The following is a 17,941-nucleotide window of genomic DNA, read 5'->3' on the forward strand; positions in this document are numbered from 1 at the left end:
AATCGCTCCTTGCCGGATCGAAATCGGGATAGGCGATGCCCGTGACATCCAGGTGAACGAAGCCGGCTAGCGGAATGCGTCAGATGCGTTTCGAGAGCCGGCGGAACCACGCCATGGCCGGCATTTCGATGAAACGCCAGGTGATCCAGGAGGCGGCAATGGTGGCGGCGAGCATGACGACGATCGCCGCAGCGCCTGTCCATCCTGCGCCGAAGCCTGTGGCAGGCTGGCCGCGCAGCATGAAGTCACCGATCAGGCCGAGGCCGAGCTTGCGCTCGACGAGCCCCGCGACATTGATCATGCGCGCCTGGACGAAGATGTGGACCATGTAGATGGAGTAGGACAGCGCGCCGAGCGTCAGCATGAACGGAGCCCTCAGCAAGGCGCTGATCCAGCCGCCTTCATGGGCGAAGAGAAACAGTGCGAGCGCGAACACCAGGGGTGCCGCGATGCCGAAATCATTGTCGCCCGCCAGCGAGACGAAAAGCACGATAACGGCCACCATGACGATCTCGGCAAAGGTCCAGTCCATCCGCGGGCCACTCCCGGCGAGGGCCTGTCGCGCCTCTGCAATGGAATCATGCTGAAACCAGGCCAGCAAGGCGCCCAGCGAGAAGCCGTACAGGCAGCGGATGAAGCCGAAATCGAAGGATACATCCATATGATGGGTCGAGAAGCCAAGCAGGAACAGCGGCGCGGTGACGGCGGCGGCGACGAACCATATCCAGGCGCGCGCGCCGGCGACGAACACCACGCCGGCAAACAAGAGATAGGCGAAGAACTCCGCCGAAATGCTCCAGCTTGGCGCATTCCAGGTCAATTGATCCTCGAAGCCGACACCCTGCAGCAGGAAAAGATTGGCAAGCAGACTCCCAGGGTCGAAACCATCGGTAAAAGGCGCAGCCCCGGTGCCATGCAGTTGCGGCAACATCAGCCGCAGCAGTTCGAAGCCGGCAAAGGCGGCCAGCATAAGCAGATGCAGCGGATAGATGCGGCCGAAACGAACCAGCGCGAAGCGAGCAGCCTCTTCAGGCCGGCTCAGCCGATTGCCGTAGCTGCTGGCGATGACGAAGCCGGACAGAACGAAGAAGAAATCGACGAAGAGGTAGGACGAACCGATGAAGGCGCTTTGCGAAACCGTCGAACCGGTCGGGAAGTGAAACAGCGTGACCAGAAGCGCGCAGATGCCACGCCACGAATCGAGGACCAGGAAGCGTTCTCCGGCGATCGTACCGGTGTGGGTCGACACGGCGGGATGGGGAGGATTAAGAAACGCGGTCTGCGTCATGATGATACAAATCCTGTCTTGCCGTGGCACTCGGGCGGCGCCGTTTTGTCTCCCCAAGCTGTGACTGGCATCTTCCGTGCCGGTTCTGTAGTTGTTGCACCCCGACGAAAAACGAGGATCCGTAATGGCGAACAACAACATCGACAACGCCTTCACCGCCCGTTCCAAAACGGGCGCCGCGTTCGAGCCGACCTATTCCGGCGCGCTGTCGTTCATGCGGCGCAAATACACGAAGGACGTGAAGGGGGCGGATGCGGTGGTGTGGGGCATTCCCTTCGACGCCGCCGTCACCAACCGGCCCGGCGCTCGTTTCGGGCCGCAGGCGATTCGCCGCGCCTCGGCGATCCTCGACAACGACCCGCAATACCCGTTTTCACGCGATCTGTTCGAGCATCTGGCGGTCGTCGACTATGGCGATTGCCTGCTCGACTCAGGCAACCACCAGAAGACGCCCGGCACGATCGAGCGCGAAGCCGCGAAGATCCTCAAAACAGGCGCCTTCCTGCTGACGCTGGGCGGCGACCATTTCGTCACCTGGCCACTGCTCAAGGCGCATGCCGCCATCCATGGCCCGCTCGCCCTGGTGCAGTTCGACGCGCATCAGGATACCTGGCCGGACGACGGCAAGCGCATCGACCATGGCTCCTTCGTCGGCCGCGCCGTCAAGGAAGGCATCATCGATCCCGACCGTTCGATCCAGATCGGCATCCGTACCCATGCACCCGACACGTTCGGCATCAAGATCCTCTACGGCCATGAAATCGAGGAGATGCGGGCGTCCGATATCGCCTACGCCATCGTCGACCGCACCGGCGGCAAGAAGACGTACCTCACCTTCGACATCGACTGCCTCGATCCGGCCTATGCACCGGGAACCGGCACGCCGGTTGCCGGCGGACCGTCCTCGGCAAAAATCCTGTCGACGCTGCGCCAGCTCAACCAGATCGATATTGTCGGCGCCGATGTCGTAGAGGTTGCGCCGGCCTATGATCACGCCGATATAACGGCGATCGCCGGTTCGATGGTCGCCATGCAATATCTCGGCCTGCTGGCGGAGCGAAAGGCACGGCTTGAAGAGCTGAACAACAACGGCAACCACAACGGCGCCGCGGTGAATCAAGGTCAGGGCATATAATCTTGAAATATCAGGGAAATTAATCAATCCATGAAACCGAAAATCTTCATCGACGGCGAACACGGCACCACCGGTCTGCAGATCCAGGCGCTGCTTGCCGAGCGCGGCGACCTGGAAATCATCTCGGTTCCCGCCGAGCGCCGCAAGGAAACGGCTGCACGCGCCGAGTTCCTCAATGCCGCCGATGTCGCGATCCTGTGCCTGCCCGACGATGCGGCGAAGGAGAGTGTTTCGCTGATCGCCAACGACACCACCAAGGTTATCGACGCGTCGACCGCGCATCGCGTGGCGGAGGGCTGGGCGTATGGTTTCGCCGAGATGGACAAGACGCAGGCGAAGACAATTGCTTCGGCAAAACGCGTTGCCAACCCCGGCTGCTGGCCGCAGGGACCGATCGCGACGCTGCGGCCGCTGGTCACCGCTGGCCTGCTACCCGCCGATTTCCCGATCACCGTCAACGGCATTTCGGGCTATTCGGGCGGCGGACGGCCGATGATCGAGGACTACGTCGCCAAGGGCGAGGACGCCTCGGAATTCCTGCCCTACGGCCTCACCTTGCAGCACAAGCACGTGCCGGAACTGAGGGCCTATGCCAAGCTGTCGCATGATCCGATCATGCAGCCGGCGGTCGGCAATTTCGCGCAAGGCATGATCACGGTCGTGCCATTGCAGCTGGGCGGTCTCGACCATGTGCCGACGGGTGCGGAGCTGCATGCGGCGATTGCCGACCATTTCGCCGCCATCAAGGGCGGCGTGGTCGAGGTGGCGCCCTATGCGCATTCGGAGCGCATGCCGGAGATCGATCCGGAGATCTACAACGGCACCAACCGGATGAAGGTCTACGTCTTCGCCAACGACAAACGCGCGCAGGCGCTGTTGCTGGCTGTCTATGACAATCTCGGCAAGGGCGCCTCGGGTGCCGCCGTCCAGAACATGGACCTGATGCTCGGCCTTTGATGGAGACGCCAGCCTTTCCGGCGCGCTGGAAGATCAGCACGCCAGAACTCATTGCCGAAACCTTTTCGAGCCGCATCTGGAAGGTTTTCCGCGAAGACGGCTCGCCGGCAATCGTCAAGGCGCTGAAACCCTTCGACGATGTCGCCGACGAACTGCGCGGCGAACATTATCTCGCCTGGCGGCGCGGCGAAGGCGCGGTACGCCTGCTTGGCCGCGACAGCCACAGCATGCTGCTCGAATATGCCGGTGAAACCCTGCTGCAGCAGGTTCTCGACGAACAGGGCGATTTTGCCGCGACCGCAATTGCGGCGGATGTCATGGCAAAGCTGTTTTCGCCTGGGAAAGACCCCTTCCCGTCCGAGCTTCAGCCGCTCAGGGAGCGTTTTTCAAGCCTGTTCAGGAAAGCCGCAACCGACCGTGACGCCAGCCATGACAGCCTCTATGTCGAGGCCGCCGTCATTGCCGATCGGTTGCTGGCCAATCCGCGCGATATCAGGCCACTGCATGGCGACCTGCACCACGAAAACATCCTGCACGGGCCGCGCGGCTGGCTGGCGATCGATCCGAAGGGCGTTCTTGGCGATCCCGGCTTCGACGCCGCCAACATGTTCTACAACCCGCTCGACCGGGACAATCTCTGTCTCGATCCGGAGCGAACAGCGTATATGGCCGAGATCTTTGCCAGAACACTGGGCCAGACACCGCCAGCCATTCTGGATCATGCCATCGCGTATGGTTGCCTGTCGGCGTCCTGGCATCATGAGGACGACAACGCGGTCGAGGAGAATCGCGAATTGTCGATCGCCGAGGCGATCCGGTCGGTGCGGGCAAGCTTCTGATCGCACGGGGCAACGGCGCGGTGGTAACCGCCTGTTCACCACGATGGGCTACTGACTGGCCTCGGCTCCACTTCGGGATTTGTCATGGTCAGCGCGATTTCGGGTTCCTCCCAGGCAACTCAGTACTCCTCGTCCAGCTCGTCGAGCAATGCAGCCCAGGAGGCCGCGCTCGAAAAGCAGATCCAGGATCTGGAAGACCAGGCCAAGGCGATCACGGATCAGGTTAAGGCCGCGCAAGTGCGGCAGGATATCGCCGTGGCCCAGGCCAAGCTTGATGCGCTCAAGGCCGCCGACAAGGCAGCCAAGGCCGATCAGGGCCAGTCCGCACCATCCGCCGCCGCGTTGCGCCAGGCGGAATTCGACGGCGAGAAAACGACGTCTTCCAACGAATTCTGGATGTGACTGGCCGATCTATCCTTTTGTTTTGACGCAATTCCCTAAGGGAAAGCGCTATGCGCTTTTCCCGGGAAAACCGTTTCACACTTTTCCTGGAATTGCTCCAGGGATCAGCTCCTGAGCGCGATTTCGTGCGGCAAGGGATAGGCGCCCTTGGTGCCGCGCCAATGGGCTGATGCAAAGCCCAACACGATGAGCGCAAATCCCTGATGGGTCAGCGCCATATGCAGCGGCACGTGCATCAGCAGCGTGCCGATGCCGATCGAGGCCTGCACCAGCACCAGCAGAAACAGCAGCGTCGCACGGCGAGCGTGCGTTGAGCCTGGCAGCCTCCTGCGCGTGGCGATCATGTGCCACAAGGCCACGATGAACACCGTATAGGCGCCGAGCCGGTGGACAAACTGCACCGTCTTCGGGCTTTCGAAGAAGTTGCGCCACACCGGCTCGAGGATCAGCAGATCGCCCGGGACGATCTTGCCGTCCATCAGCGGCCAGGTGTTGTAGCTCAGGCCGGCGTCAAGCCCGGCGACCAGGCCGCCGAGATAGATCTGGATCAGCGCCAAGAGCACAATGAAGCCGGCCAGCCTCCGCGTCGAACGATCGGCGGCCGGCTCGGAATGCGGCGCCAGCCCACGCGCCACGACCATGGTCGCGGTGAAGATCAGCGCGGCGAGTGTCAGGTGGGTGGCCAGCCGGTACTGGCTGACGGAGACGCGGTCGACCAGACCTGATGCCACCATCCACCAGCCGATGGCGCCTTGCAGGCCGCCGAGGAGGAGAATGCCCATGAGTTTCGGCCCCAGACCGCGCTCGATGCGGCGCGTCGCCCAGAAAAACAGCATCGGCAAGGCAAAGACCAGGCCGACGCTGCGCGCCAGGATGCGGTGCACCCATTCCCACCAGAAGATCGATTTGAACGCCTCGATGCTCATGCCCTTGTTGAGTTCGGCATATTGCGGGATCTGCTGGTAAAGCTGGAATTCCTCTTGCCACTCGGCGTCGTTGAGCGGCGGGATGACGCCGTGAATCGGCTTCCACTGCGTGATCGACAGACCGGAATCGGTGAGCCTGGTGGCGCCGCCGACCAGCACCAGCGCAAACAGCACCAGCAGCACCACATAGAGCCAGCCGCGCAGCAGCGCCCGGTTGTGGAGGTCGCGGGTGCGGGCGACGTATGGCGCGGCAGCTGATATGGCAGCCATGATCTTGTCCCGGCAGGTTGGTTTGGCGGATTGGTGGACCATCGCACCCGTGCTGGCAAGGCCATGCGGCGCGGCACGCCGTCGCGCCGCGTCTCACCGGTTGCACAGCTTCGCGCCAAGGCCTATGCGAGGCCAACACTCTGAGTTTGCCCGGTCCCCTGTCCGAGTTGCCGGCATCCTCGACCAGGAGACCAACCATGCCCCTGCGCCTGAAAAAGCTGATCGGAATGTTTCTGCTGATCGCGCTGGTCATCATCTATGCCCTGGTCGCATCGATCTTCGCGGTCGCCCGGCTCTCGGAATCGGGCCCCTGGGTCCATTTCCTGTTCTTCCTGCTCAGCGGCCTGCTCTGGGTGCTGCCGGCGATGGGCATCATCAAATGGCTGATGCTGGAGCCGCGGGCCAAGCGCTAAGCGGAGCCCAGCCCCGCCGCCATCAAATCGTAACGAGCATCTTGCCGGCATTGGCGAGCGGCGTCGTCACGCCCGACAGCATGGTGCGGATGTGGGCGAGGCTCTGGTAGCGGCCGTTGACTGAAATGCGCGGCAAGGCATGCAGGAACCCGGCATGCTCGGCGCGCAGCACACCGTGGCGCGTCGTCACGGCGGATGCATAGCCCGCGTCGCGGGCAAAGCCCACTTCGCGACAGCCTACAGCACTTGCATAGCCATAGGGGTAAGCGAAATGGCTGGGCTTTTCGCCCAGTTCGGCTTGCAACATGGCGCGCACGGCGCCGGTCTCGTGCCGCGCATCGGCTTCGGAAAGCCGCTTCAGATTGCTGTGGTTGATCGTATGGGCGCCCATCGTCACCAGCGGATGCGCGGCGATGCGGCGGATCTCGTCCCAGTTCATCAATGTCCGCATGCGCGGGCCGTCGGCGTCAACGCCATTTGAGCGAGCCAGGTCGCGCAGCACCGCTTGCAGATTCTCCTCGCGGACTTCGGAGGTGAGATAGGCGTGCAGGCGTGCATTGGCCGGCAGTTTCTTCGCAGGGGTCGAGCAATCGATCGTCAGGGGACCGTTCGGTCGCGTCAGAGTGAGGCTGTCGCGCGCGTTGACGATGTCCTCGACCACATCCCACCACAAATCGGCGGTGCCGTCGATCAGCCCGGGCGCGACATAGATGGTGATCGGCGCGCCGTGCTTCTCCAGCACCGGCAGCGCCTCGGTCATGTTGTCGCGATAGGCGTCGTCAGCGGTAATGGTGGCAAACTGGCCGCCCTTGCCGCCTGCCTTGATGCGTTCGACGGCTTCGTCCATGGAGACGAAGGCATAGCCGCTCGCCCTCATGTCGGCGATCACGGCATCGAGGAACCCAGGCGCGATGTTCAGATGCCGGTTGACGCTGTGCGGCTTTTCCGGCGTCGCGGTAACGCGGTGCAGCATCAGGATGGCGCCAATGCCGCCGATGAACGGCTTGGCCAGCGGTGCAAGGCCGGTATAGCGGGCGACGTTCAGCGCCAGTTTCCGGATTGCCTCCCCGCCGTCGATCATTCATTCACCTTTTGCGCCTAGGCTGATCCAAGCACGGAATGCGCCTACGCGAACCCCCAAATCGCGATCAATACGCCCTAAGGATTGAGGTATGGTTGACGCAACTGCGTCATTTGACGGCAATCGGCTTGCGGCGACCGAGACCTCGTCGCGCGCAGTGCCACGGGATCGCGCCAGCCTGTCGATCGCGGTTGTGTCCACGGACGGGCTCGCAGCCTATGCCGAGTTCTGCCGTTCGGCCCTGTTTGCACCGGCGCAGAGTGCTGCCTGGGTCCTGAACTGGGCTGCTGAGGTCGGACCGGATTTGCTCGTCGCGACACTGAGCGCCGAAGGCAGGCCGGTTTTTTCGCTGGCGCTGGAGGTCACCGCCAGCGGTCCGTTCCGTGTCGCCCGCTTCATGGGAGGCCGCCACGCCAATGGCAACTTCGTCGCCGGGGATGCGGACTGGCTGGCCAGGGCGGATATCCCGGCCATCCAAACGATGCTGGCGGCCATTGCAAAGGCACGTCCCGACATCGATCTCGTCGCGCTCGAACGGTTGCTGCCCGATCTCGACGGCGTCGCCAATCCGCTCGCCTCGCTCGACCATTTTGCCAGCCCCAATCTGTCGCTGGCCGTCGACCTTGCCGGCGGCTTCGATGCGCTGCTTTCTCGCGCCAGCGGCAAACGCAAACGCAAGAAGCACCGTTCTCAGATCCGGAAGTTCGAGGCCGTCGGCAGCCATCGGCGCATCGAGGCGCGCACGGCGGACGAGGTCACCAGGCTGCTCGATGCCTTTTTCGAGATGAAGGAATTCCGCTTCCGCAAGATGGGCATCACCAACGTCTTCGGCGGCGAGCTGGTGCGCAGCTTCTTCCGCGCGCTGTTCGCGCAAGCGCTTGCCGAGGACAAACCTTCCTTCGTGCTGCACGGGCTTGAGGTTGCCGGCAGGCTGCGCGCCATCACCGGCTCGAGCCGCTCGGGCAAGCGACTGATCTGCGAGTTCGGCGCGATCGCCGAGGACGATCTCTGCCACGCCAGCCCCGGCGACTTCCTGTTCTTCGACAACATCCAGGAGGCCTGCGAGAGCGGTTTCGAGGTCTACGATTTCTCCGTCGGCGACGAGCCTTACAAGCGCCTGTGGTGCGATATCGAAACCCGGCATTTCGAGGTGCTGATACCACTGACCCTGAAGGGCCGCGTGCTGGCGCTGACGCTCAGGCAAGGCGCGCGGCTGAAAGCCTTCATCAAGAACAGCCCGACGATCTGGAAGCTGACCAAGATGCTGCGCCGCAAGGCGGTGGGACAGGCGGCATCCACTGCCGGCGAAGACGACAGCTAGCTCTCAGAATTGAGGGCTTCCCTCAGCGCCGGGCCGGCCCTGACGCGCAAATCGAGATCGGCCTCGATATGATCGATGTGATGCAGCATCAGCCGGCTCGCCAACCCGCAATCGCCGCTCCCCAGCGCGCCGACAATTTCCGTGTGTTCGCTGTGCCCGCAGGCCGATATGCCAGACCGCCCGTAAAGCGCGATGACCAATGACGATCGCGCCACCAGCTCCTCCATGAAGCGCTGCAGGATGGCATTGCCGGCGACGGCGGCGAGCAGCAAGTGGAAATCGCCCGACGCCTTGATTTCGGAACGCCGCGCATTGGGTCCGCGCTCGGCGATGAAGCGGCCCTCCTCGTCGAGCTGCGCCTTGAATGCAGCAATGTCGGCAGCGGTGACGCGGCCGCAGGCGGCAATGGCAATGCCCGGTTCGATCAGCCGGCGCGAGGCGAACACCTGGCGCGCTTCCTCTGGCGATGGGTTGGCGACGAAGGCGCCACGGTTGCGCTCGGTTCGCACCAGCCCTTCGAAGGACAGCATCTGCAGCGCCGCGCGTGCCACGGTACGGGAGACATCGAACAGCGTGCCGACCTCGCCTTCCGACAGCTTGGTGCCCGGCGCGAGCCGGCGGTCGACGATGGCGTCGCGCAGCTGGTCGCGGATCGCCTGGGCACGATCCTGCGTGGCGCTGTCGGTGGCGGAATAGATCTGGTCGGCAATGTTCATGGCGGCAATTCTTTCCGTTCCCTTCTAGCGCGACTCTCGACGCCAGCACGAGAGGCAAAGTGGACACGAAGGCAAAAAAGATTGCATACGATTTGTGTGGATATCGCGAACAATCGCCCATAATTTGTGCAATGCACAAAGCGGCTCATCTGATAGGCGTCACCCGAAAATCCTGATTTCCCCGACGATTCAAATGCTTGATCGGCAGCATGGCGATTGGCACGCATGATGCATTGGTTAATGCGAGCAAACGGGGATGCCTGATGTCCAAAGCCGCCGAAATCGACATTGTGTCCGTTTCGAAAGTCTATGGAACGACGACCGCCGTCGAGGGCATCAGCCTTAAGATCCCGGCGGGAACCTATTGCTGCTTGCTTGGCCCCTCCGGCTGCGGCAAGACCTCGACGCTGCGCATGATCGCCGGCCATGAGAGCATTTCCAGCGGCGATGTCCGCCTCGGCAATGTGGTGGTGACGGACTTGCCGCCGGCCAAGCGCGGCACGGCGATGATGTTCCAGTCCTATGCGTTGTTCCCGCATCTCGACCTCATAGACAATGTCGCCTTCAGCCTGAAGATGAAGGGCGTCGACAAGGAAAAGCGTCGTGCCAAGGCGCTCGACATGCTGAAGCTGATGCAGATGGAGGCCTATGCGACGCGCCGGCCCGCACAGCTTTCCGGCGGCCAGCAGCAGCGCGTAGCACTCGCCCGTGCGCTGATCACCGATCCCGAGGCGCTGTTGCTCGACGAGCCGCTTTCAGCGCTCGACCCGTTCCTGAAGATCCGCATGCGGGCCGAGCTGAAGAAGCTGCAGACGTCGCTTGGCATCACCTTCGTCCACGTCACCCACAGCCAGGAGGAGGCGATGGCGCTCGCCGACCTGATCGTGGTGATGAATGACGGCCGCATCGAACAGGCGGCCCCGCCGCGCGCCGTGTTCGAGCGGCCGGCCACCGCCTTCGTCGCGCGCTTCATGGGCGACCACAACGTCATCTCCGGCCGGGTCACCGGCGAACGCGACGCCATGGTCGTCTTCGACGTCAATGGCGGCGCCTCGCTTGCCGCCAGCGGCCAGCCACAGGATGTGGGAGCGCCGATCGACATCGCCATCCGCACCGACCATGTGCGCATCGGCGAGCCGCCCTCGCCCGGCCTCGGCTTCACCGGCATCGTCTCCAACATCGAGTATCGCGGCGCGACGGTGAAGCTGTCGATCACCAGCGCCGGCATCGACGATTTCACCGTCATCATCGACGATTCCGACTTCTTCGCCAAACCCGTCGCCATTGGCGACGCCGTACCGCTCGCCTGGGATTCCGAGGATGCGATCGTCCTCGGGCGCCTGCATTCATGAATTCAACGAAGCAAAACAAGACAGGGGAATAGGCATGACAAACACTACGCAAACCAAGGCGGGCATTTCGCGCCGCTCACTGCTCAAGACGGGTGCCGCTGCCGTCGGCCTTGTCGCTGGCTCGGGCGTCATCACCGGGTTCCCGACCATCTGGGCGCAATCCAACATCACGCTGCGCCAGTTCGGTACCGGCGTGTCGAACCTCAACGCCATCGCCGACAAGTGCAAGGCCGACCTCGGCATCACGCTGGAGATGACCGCGACCGATTCCGACGCGGCCGCCCAGCGCGCCGTGACCCAGCCCGACAGCTACGACATCGCCGACATCGAATACTGGATCTGCAAGAAGGTGTTCCCGAGCGGCGTCCTGCAGCCGATGGATGTCAGCAAGCTGAAATATTACGACGAGCTGGTGCCGCTGTTCAAAACCGGCAAGCTGACGCCCGACAGCGTCATCGCCCAAGGCACCGCGCCGCACACGGTCGGCTTCGTCGAGGCGCAGGACAGCAAGGTCTTCGCCAAGGCGCCAACCAACTGGTTCACCATGGTGCCGACCATCTACAACGCCGACACGCTGGGCATCCGCCCCGACCTCGTCGGCCGCGACATCACCACCTGGGCCGACATCATGGACCCGGCCTTCAAGGGCAAGACCGCGATCCTCAACATCCCCTCCATCGGCATCATGGACGCGGCGATGATCATGGAAGCCACGGGCAACATCAAATATGCCGACAAGGGCAACATGACCAAGGACGAGATCGACAAGACGATCGACTTCCTGATCAAGGCCAAGCAGGCCGGCCAGTTCCGCGCCTTCTGGAAGTCTTTCGACGAGAGCGTCAATTTGATGGCGTCGGGCGAAGTCGTCATCCAGTCGATGTGGTCGCCGGCCGTCGCCGCAGTGCGCTCCAAGGGCATCGCCTGCCGCTTCCAGCCGCTCAAGGAAGGCTACCGCTCATGGGGTGGCGGCCTTGGTCTTGCCGCCCACCTCAAGGGCGCCGAACTCGACGCTGCTTACGAGTACATCAACTGGTACACGTCGGGCTGGGTCGGCGGCTATCTCAACCGCCAGGGCTACTACTCGGCCAACATGGTCTCGGCCAAGAAGTTCATGACCGAGGACGAGTGGGGCTACTGGATCGAAGGCAAGCCAGCCAAGGGCGACATCAAGGCACCGGACGGCACCGTCATGGAGAAGGCCGGCGCCGTGCGCGACGGCGGCTCGTTCGAGGAACGCATGGGCAAGGTCGCCTGCTGGAACTCGGTCATGGACGAGGACCGCTACATGGTGAAGCGCTGGAACGAGTTCATCGCGGCGTAAGAAACAAGCGCCCCTTCTCAACCCTTCTCCCCTTGCGGGAGAAGGGAACGCGGCTCAGCCGCATCGCGAAAAACCGAGAGCATTAATGACAGTCGCGCTCGAACGCCCAGTAATCGCCGCCGCGAAACAAGCCCGACAACGACGCTTCTCCATCAGTGCCGTCACGCCCTACCTACAGTCAGCACCGCTGGCCATCATCCTCGGCGCATTCCTGCTCCTGCCCATCATCATGATCGTCGTCGTGTCCTTCTGGGATTACGACTTCGCCGCCATGTATCCGGATTTCCTGACCACCAACTATTCCGATGTTCTGGGCTCGTGGGTTACCTGGAAGACCTATCTCAACACCATCAAATTCGCCGCCATCGTCTGGGCGCTGACCTTGTTCATCGGCTTCTGGGTCGCCTATTTCCTCGCCTTCCACATCCGCACCACGGCCATGCAGATGGTGCTGTTCCTGGTCTGCACCGTGCCTTTCCTGACCTCCAACATCATCCGCATGATCTCGTGGATTCCGGTGCTCGGCCGCAACGGGCTGATCAACTCGACGCTGGTGCATCTGGGCCTGGTGCCGAAGCCGATCGAATGGCTGCTCTATTCGGAATTCGCGGTCGTACTCGCCATGGTGCATCTCTACACGCTGTTCATGGTGACGCCGATCTTCAACACGCTGATGCGCATTGACCGCTCGCTGGTCGAGGCCGCGCGCGACGCCGGCGCCTCCGGTTGGCAGGTGCTGTGGAACGTCATCATTCCGCTGGCCAAGCCGGGCATGGCGATCGGCACCATCTTCGTCGTCACGCTCGTCATGGCCGACTTCTCCACCGTGCAGGTGATGTCGGGCGGCCAGAGCGCTTCCGTTGCGCTGATGATGAAGAACCAGATGTCGCTGCTGCAGTATCCGGCCGCCGCCGCCAATGCGGTGGTGCTGCTCGTGCTGGTGCTTTTGATGGTCGCCGGCATCCTGCGCATCGTCGACATCCGCAAGGAGCTCTGACGTGAGCCACGAAAAACGCACTGTCGGTTTCTACGTGCTGGCGGTCTTCTTCACGCTGTTCGTGCTGTTCCTCTACGGCCCGCTGTCGGCGGTCCTGATCCTCTCCTTCCAGGGCGAGACCGGCGGCCTCACCTTCCCGCTCAACGGCGTGTCGCTGCACTGGTTCGCCAATCTGTTCGAGCGCCAGGCAGTCGGCGATTTCGGCGGCAGCTTCAAGCGCTCGCTCGCGCTGGGCGTCATGGTGATGATCGTCACCGTCGTGGTGTCACTGCTTGCCGGCCTCGCCTTCCGCCAGAAATTTCGCGGCGCCACCGCGCTGTTCTACCTGGCTGTCGCCAGCCTCGTCGTGCCCTCTATCATCATTTCACTGGGCATCGGCGTAGTCTTCCAGCAGATCGGCTTTCGTCCGGCCTGGTACACGTCCGCCTTTGGCGCGCATCTGACCTGGACCTTGCCGTTCGGCGTGCTGATCATGTTTGCCGTCTTCAACCGCTTCTCGCCGGCCTACGAGGAAGCCGCACGCGACCTCGGCGCCACCTCCTGGCAGACCTTCGCCCATGTCGTGCTGCCGATGATCGCGCCGAGCCTGATCGGCGTCGGCCTGTTCGGCTTCACGCTGTCCTACGACGAGTTCGCGCGCACGCTGATGACCTCAGGCACCTTCAACACGCTGCCGCTAGAGATCTACGGCATGACCACCAATGTCACGACGCCTGTCCTCTATGCGCTGGGCACGGTGACCACGGTGTTCTCGTTCCTGGTGATCCTGGCAACGTTGGGCGCCATCCTCTATGTCGGCCGCCGCCGAGCGAGAGCGTGACCGTGCAGATACTGGTGGTGAACCCAAACACGACGGCGAGCATGACCGAGACGATCGCGGCCGCCGCACGCGCCGTCGCCGGCGCCTGGACGGAAGTGGTTGCCGTCACCTCGTCCATGGGACCGGTATCGATCGAAGGCTATTATGACGAGGCCCTGGCCGTGCCGGGCCTGCTGATGGAGATCGCCGCCGGCGAGCGTAGCGGCGCGCAGGCGGCCATCATCGCCTGTTTCGACGACACCGGCCTTGATGCAGCACGCGCCATGGCCGGTATCCCCGTCATCGGCATTTGCGAGGCGGCGCTTTCCATCGCTGCTTTCATTGCCCAGCGCTTCACCGTGGTGACAACCACCGAACGCTCGCTTGTACCTGTCGAGGGGCTGGTGCATCGCTACGGCATGGCGGGACGCGTCCGCGTGCGCGCTGCGGACATCCCCGTGCTCGCCCTGGAGGACCCGGCATCCGGCGCGGTCGGAAAACTGCGCGACGAAATCGCCCGAGCCATCGAGGAGGATCGCGCCGAGGCCATCGTGCTCGGCTGCGCTGGTATGGCCGACCTTGCACACCGGCTGCAAGCAGAGTTCCAACTGCCGGTCATCGACGGCGTCGGCGCAGCACTTAAGCAGGCCGAGGCGCTGATCTCGCTCGGCCTGTCGACATCGAAGCGCGGTGCCTACGCAAGCCCACTGGCCAAGCACTATCGTGGCATGCTGAAATCCTTCTCGCCCGAAGCAGTCGCCGCGGAGTGAGCACAATGAAGCCGATCATCCGCACGCTGTCTCTGCAGGAGTTGACGGTTCTTATCGACTGGGCCGCTGCGGAAGGCTGGAATCCTGGCCTTGAAGACGCGGCAATGTTCCAGGCTGCGGACGCCGAAGGCTTCATCGGCGCGTTTGCCGGCAAGCAAATGGTCGCGGCGGTCTCGGCAGTGGCCTATGGAAGCGAGTTCGGCTTCATCGGCCTCTACATCTGCCGGCCGGACATGCGCGGCAAAGGCTACGGCAAGGCGGTGTGGAACGCCGGCATGAAAAGGCTTGCAGGCAGGACCGTTGGCCTCGACGGCGTCGCCGAGCAGCAGGCGAATTACCGGCGCAAGGGCTTCAGCCCGGCCTACGAGACCATCCGCTACACCGGCCACATGGCAGGCCCGGCGGTAAGGGCCGATGGGTTGCGCATGATAACAACGCAACTCGTGCCCGACATCATCGCCTATGACTCACATTGTTTTCCAGCACCCCGGCGGGCCTTCCTGCAGCGCTGGCTGCAGACGCCGCATCACGGGCTGGCGGCGATCAGTTCACGCGGCACCCGCGGCTACGCCGTGGCGCGGCAGTGCCGCTCCGGCTTCAAGATCGGCCCGCTGTTTGCCGACGACGTGGAAATCGCTCTGCAATTGCTGGACGGACTGGCGGCTGCCTGCAAGGGCGGCGACCTCAGCATCGACGTTCCAGCCACCAAACTGGAGTTCATTGCGGCGCTTGAGGCGGCCGGCTTTGCGCCGACCTTCACCACCACGCGCATGTACAAGGGCCCGCCCCCGAAGCTTGGGCTGCAGCGGTTGTTCGGCATAACGACCCTGGAACTGGGATAGAAATCAGACGGACCTCCGTACAGGTCCGCGCCAAGCGATCTACGGCTCTCTCAGGCGGCGGCAGTGCGCCGTCCCGGCACCGGATTGCCGGGCGGTTCGTGGCCGAGCGGCGTCACCAGCGTCAGGTCGGGATAGCCGCTTTCGATCAACTTGACCGCGGCCTGTGTTACTTCGTCGTCCGGCTCCAGCATGGAGAGAAAGACCTCGGTGGCATCGCCGGTCAGCCGGCTGATGCCTTGCGCGTCGGCCGGTCCGCATTCGACCACGACCAGATCATAGGCTGTTGTCAGCGACTGCATGATGATCGGCAGCCGGTCGGCGGCGCGCATGGCACGGACCGGATCGGCGGTGCCGACGGGGATAACGTGACAGTCCGAGTAGAGATCGGCGTGGATGACGTCGCTGAACTGCGCTTCCGAAGCGAGCAGGTTGGTGATGCCGGAGAAAAGGCCGCTGTCCAGCATCGGCCGCGAGGCCGCTCCCGAAGCAGTGAGGTCCAGCAACAGGACGCGCAGGCCGGCGTCGGCGACCTCGCGTGCCACCAGGACCGCGGATGCGGCTGCGTCGTCGCCCTCCGGCGAGACGAATATGGCGCGCGCCGCACCGCCGGCGATCAACTTCTCGGCAGCCTTCTCGATGTCGATCTCGCCCAGGCTCGGACGCGCCGGTTCGGGCGCGACAGCCGTCTGCTCGGCTGCCGCTGCCTCGGCCATTGCGACCATATCAGGCGCCTCGGCCCTATGGGGCATCGCGGCCGTGTAGGGCTCGGCCTCCGCTTCAGCCGAACGTTCCGCCATCTCCTGATGAGCGAAGGGATCCTGGAGAATGGCAGGCTCCCGGCGGACAGCCGGCTTCGCGACAAAATCAGGGGCCTGCGCCACATCAGGCATCGCGACCTCATCGATCCGCTCGAAGCGGGAACCAGTGGCCGGCCGCATCGCACGGCCGGAAAACAGCTCCCGCAGAAGCGTCACGATGGCCATGATCAGCAGCGAAGCGGCAAATGCGGCGCCAACGATCGGCCCGACCTTCGGGAAATAGGCCTCGGAGGGAACCGAAGCCTTCGAGGCGATCCGGGCGTCGACCGGCAGATAATTGCGATCCTGGCGCGAAGCCGCTTCGCGGTAATTGGTCAGATAGAGTTCGAGCTGCTGCCGTTTGGCAGTGGCGTCGCGCTGCAGCGCGTCGAGATCGACCTGCTGCTCACCGGCCTGCGCCGACGCAGCCTTCAACGTGTTGACGTCGGCAACAAGCTGGTTCTCGCGGGCCTTTGCCGTCTCGGCCTGCATCAACAGGCCTTTCATGATCTTCTGGGCCTCGCTGCGGATCTGCGCGTCGAGATCGGTCAGTTGCGATTTCAGCGCTCGAATACGCGGATGATTGCCAAGCAATGTCGTCGACAGATCGGCGATGTTGGAGCGCAATTCGACTTGTCGCTCGCGCAAGCGCTGGATCAGGTCCGATGACAAAACCTCCGGCACGGCATCCAGCGAACCGCCATTCTGCAGCGCCCTGCGCACACCGTCAGCTGTCGCCTCCGCGGCGGCGCGGCTAGCGCGCACCTTCGACAGTTCGCTGGACAGTTCCGAGAGCTGCTGGGTGGCCAGCACCGAATTGTTGCCACCCATCAGAAGATCGGAGTGTGAGCGGTAGGCGGCGACCTTGGCCTCGGCATCCTTGACCTGCTTCGACAGGTCGGCGATCTCCGGCGCCAGAAAGTCGGCGGCGGCGTTGTTCGATTCGAGCTTGGCCGCCCCTTGCCCCGCTATATAGGCGGCAGCAATGGCGTCTGGTATGGCGGCCGCGAGCTTGGGATCTTCCGATGAGAACTCAATGGCAATGATGCGGGTCTTCTCGACACCATAGACGTTGAGCTTCTCGTGCATTTTCTTGAGCACGCGCTCTTCCGCCGGAATCTCCATCGGATCGCTTTTCAAGCCGACGAGGACCAAAGCGCGGCTCAACGGCGACATGTCGAGCGCGTCGTCGAACTCCGGCAGTTTTTCCAGACCAAGCTTTTGCGCGACCTGCTTGAGGATTTCGTTGGAGGAAATTATCTGGACCTGAGTGGCGACGCCTTGTTCGTCGAGAATAGGCTTGTCGGTATCATTGTTATTGCTGGCCGGCCGCGTATAAACGGATTCACGCGGAGCGATCTCCACCTGCGTCTCAGCCTTGTAGTGTCGCGTTGCCAGCGAGGCAAAGGCGAAAGCCGTGCCGGTCACCAACAGCGCGACGAGGAGAATGCGCAGCCAATTCCTCGCCAGGCTGGCGAAGAGCTGCCTGAGATCGACGTCGACATCTGCGGCCGCGGACTGAACGGACATGCATCCCTACTCCGATACTGGGTCAGGACACACCGTAAACAACTATGGTAACTCAGCCGTTAAGATCGCGGTAAGTTTCCATTAGGGTTTACTGGCGAGCGATAAACAAAACCGTCAAAAATCGTAAAACTCTTGCCGATGCGCCATGTGTCGGCCGCTCCCTTTACCGGCCATTAACCCTA

General features: G+C 63.1%; 17 protein-coding genes. 12 read left to right on the top strand and 5 right to left on the bottom strand.

Annotated features, from left to right (window positions below; genetic code table 11):
- Positions 1-79: 79 nt before the first annotated feature.
- Entirely contained in the window at positions 80-1,288 is a 1,209-nt protein-coding gene (locus NKJ06_RS14130) for an acyltransferase family protein (protein ID WP_352629299.1), read from the bottom strand.
- Positions 1,289-1,412: 124 nt separating this feature from the next.
- Between NKJ06_RS14130 and speB the strand changes: the two genes are divergently transcribed.
- From speB to NKJ06_RS14150, 4 genes are all read left to right on the top strand, one after another.
- A complete protein-coding gene (gene speB, locus NKJ06_RS14135) occupies positions 1,413-2,423 on the top strand; it encodes an agmatinase (protein ID WP_352629301.1) in 1,011 nt (336 codons plus the stop codon).
- A gap of 30 nt (positions 2,424-2,453) precedes the next feature.
- Positions 2,454-3,380, top strand: a complete 927-nt coding sequence (argC, locus tag NKJ06_RS14140) for an N-acetyl-gamma-glutamyl-phosphate reductase (protein WP_352809993.1) — start codon at positions 2,454-2,456, stop codon at positions 3,378-3,380.
- Entirely contained in the window at positions 3,377-4,219 is an 843-nt protein-coding gene (locus tag NKJ06_RS14145) for an aminoglycoside phosphotransferase family protein (RefSeq protein WP_352629304.1), read from the top strand. Before argC ends, NKJ06_RS14145 begins: the two co-directional genes overlap by 4 nt.
- Positions 4,220-4,303: 84 nt before the next feature.
- Positions 4,304-4,621: a hypothetical protein gene (locus NKJ06_RS14150; RefSeq protein WP_352629307.1), complete on the top strand. Its 318-nt coding sequence runs from the start codon at positions 4,304-4,306 to the stop codon at positions 4,619-4,621.
- 104 nt (positions 4,622-4,725) lie between these two features.
- Here NKJ06_RS14150 and NKJ06_RS14155 read toward each other — a convergent pair whose 3' ends face one another.
- Positions 4,726-5,817, bottom strand: a complete 1,092-nt coding sequence (locus NKJ06_RS14155; protein WP_352629309.1) for a COX15/CtaA family protein — start codon at positions 5,815-5,817, stop codon at positions 4,726-4,728.
- A 197-nt stretch (positions 5,818-6,014) separates the two neighbouring features.
- On the opposite strand from NKJ06_RS14155, the gene NKJ06_RS14160 reads away from it, so the two are divergent.
- A complete protein-coding gene (locus tag NKJ06_RS14160; protein ID WP_352629311.1) occupies positions 6,015-6,230 on the top strand; it encodes a DUF2842 domain-containing protein in 216 nt (71 codons plus the stop codon).
- A 22-nt stretch (positions 6,231-6,252) separates the two neighbouring features.
- Here the strand turns inward: NKJ06_RS14160 and NKJ06_RS14165 are convergent, their stop codons facing one another.
- Positions 6,253-7,311 carry a polysaccharide deacetylase family protein gene (locus NKJ06_RS14165; RefSeq protein WP_352629313.1) on the bottom strand — a complete coding sequence of 353 codons (1,059 nt, stop codon included), beginning with the start codon at positions 7,309-7,311 and terminating at the stop codon, positions 6,253-6,255.
- A 91-nt stretch (positions 7,312-7,402) separates the two neighbouring features.
- Between NKJ06_RS14165 and NKJ06_RS14170 the strand changes: the two genes are divergently transcribed.
- Positions 7,403-8,632, top strand: coding sequence for a GNAT family N-acetyltransferase (locus tag NKJ06_RS14170; protein WP_352809994.1), 1,230 nt, complete (start codon positions 7,403-7,405; stop codon positions 8,630-8,632).
- On the opposite strand, the gene NKJ06_RS14175 is transcribed toward NKJ06_RS14170, so the two are convergent.
- Positions 8,629-9,348 carry a GntR family transcriptional regulator gene (locus NKJ06_RS14175; protein WP_352629316.1) on the bottom strand — a complete coding sequence of 240 codons (720 nt, stop codon included), beginning with the start codon at positions 9,346-9,348 and terminating at the stop codon, positions 8,629-8,631. The genes NKJ06_RS14170 and NKJ06_RS14175 overlap by 4 nt on opposite strands.
- A gap of 263 nt (positions 9,349-9,611) precedes the next feature.
- Here NKJ06_RS14175 and NKJ06_RS14180 point away from each other — a divergent pair, with 263 nt between their 5' ends.
- The 6 genes from NKJ06_RS14180 (at position 9,612) to NKJ06_RS14205 (ending at position 15,432) form a co-directional block, all read left to right on the top strand.
- Positions 9,612-10,700, top strand: a complete 1,089-nt coding sequence (locus NKJ06_RS14180; RefSeq protein WP_352809995.1) for an ABC transporter ATP-binding protein — start codon at positions 9,612-9,614, stop codon at positions 10,698-10,700.
- Between the two features lie 34 nt (positions 10,701-10,734).
- Complete coding sequence (locus NKJ06_RS14185) at positions 10,735-12,024, top strand: ABC transporter substrate-binding protein (RefSeq protein WP_352629318.1); 1,290 nt, start codon at positions 10,735-10,737, stop codon at positions 12,022-12,024.
- A gap of 85 nt (positions 12,025-12,109) precedes the next feature.
- Positions 12,110-13,021: an ABC transporter permease gene (locus tag NKJ06_RS14190; RefSeq protein ID WP_352629320.1), complete on the top strand. Its 912-nt coding sequence runs from the start codon at positions 12,110-12,112 to the stop codon at positions 13,019-13,021.
- Position 13,022: 1 nt separating this feature from the next.
- On the top strand, positions 13,023-13,841 hold the full coding sequence (locus tag NKJ06_RS14195; RefSeq protein ID WP_352629322.1) for an ABC transporter permease: 819 nt from the start codon (positions 13,023-13,025) through the stop codon (positions 13,839-13,841).
- Positions 13,842-13,843: 2 nt separating this feature from the next.
- Positions 13,844-14,590 (top strand): aspartate/glutamate racemase family protein, encoded by a 747-nt coding sequence (locus NKJ06_RS14200; RefSeq protein ID WP_352629360.1) that lies wholly within the window; start codon positions 13,844-13,846, stop codon positions 14,588-14,590.
- Positions 14,591-14,595: 5 nt separating this feature from the next.
- Entirely contained in the window at positions 14,596-15,432 is an 837-nt protein-coding gene (locus NKJ06_RS14205) for a GNAT family N-acetyltransferase (protein ID WP_352629324.1), read from the top strand.
- Positions 15,433-15,482: 50 nt separating this feature from the next.
- Here NKJ06_RS14205 and NKJ06_RS14210 read toward each other — a convergent pair whose 3' ends face one another.
- Positions 15,483-17,759 (bottom strand): GumC family protein, encoded by a 2,277-nt coding sequence (locus tag NKJ06_RS14210; protein WP_352629327.1) that lies wholly within the window; start codon positions 17,757-17,759, stop codon positions 15,483-15,485.
- Between the last annotated feature and the right edge of the window lie 182 nt (positions 17,760-17,941).

The sequence above is a fragment of the Mesorhizobium sp. M0293 genome (assembly GCF_040321735.1).
Taxonomy (GTDB): domain Bacteria; phylum Pseudomonadota; class Alphaproteobacteria; order Rhizobiales; family Rhizobiaceae; genus Mesorhizobium.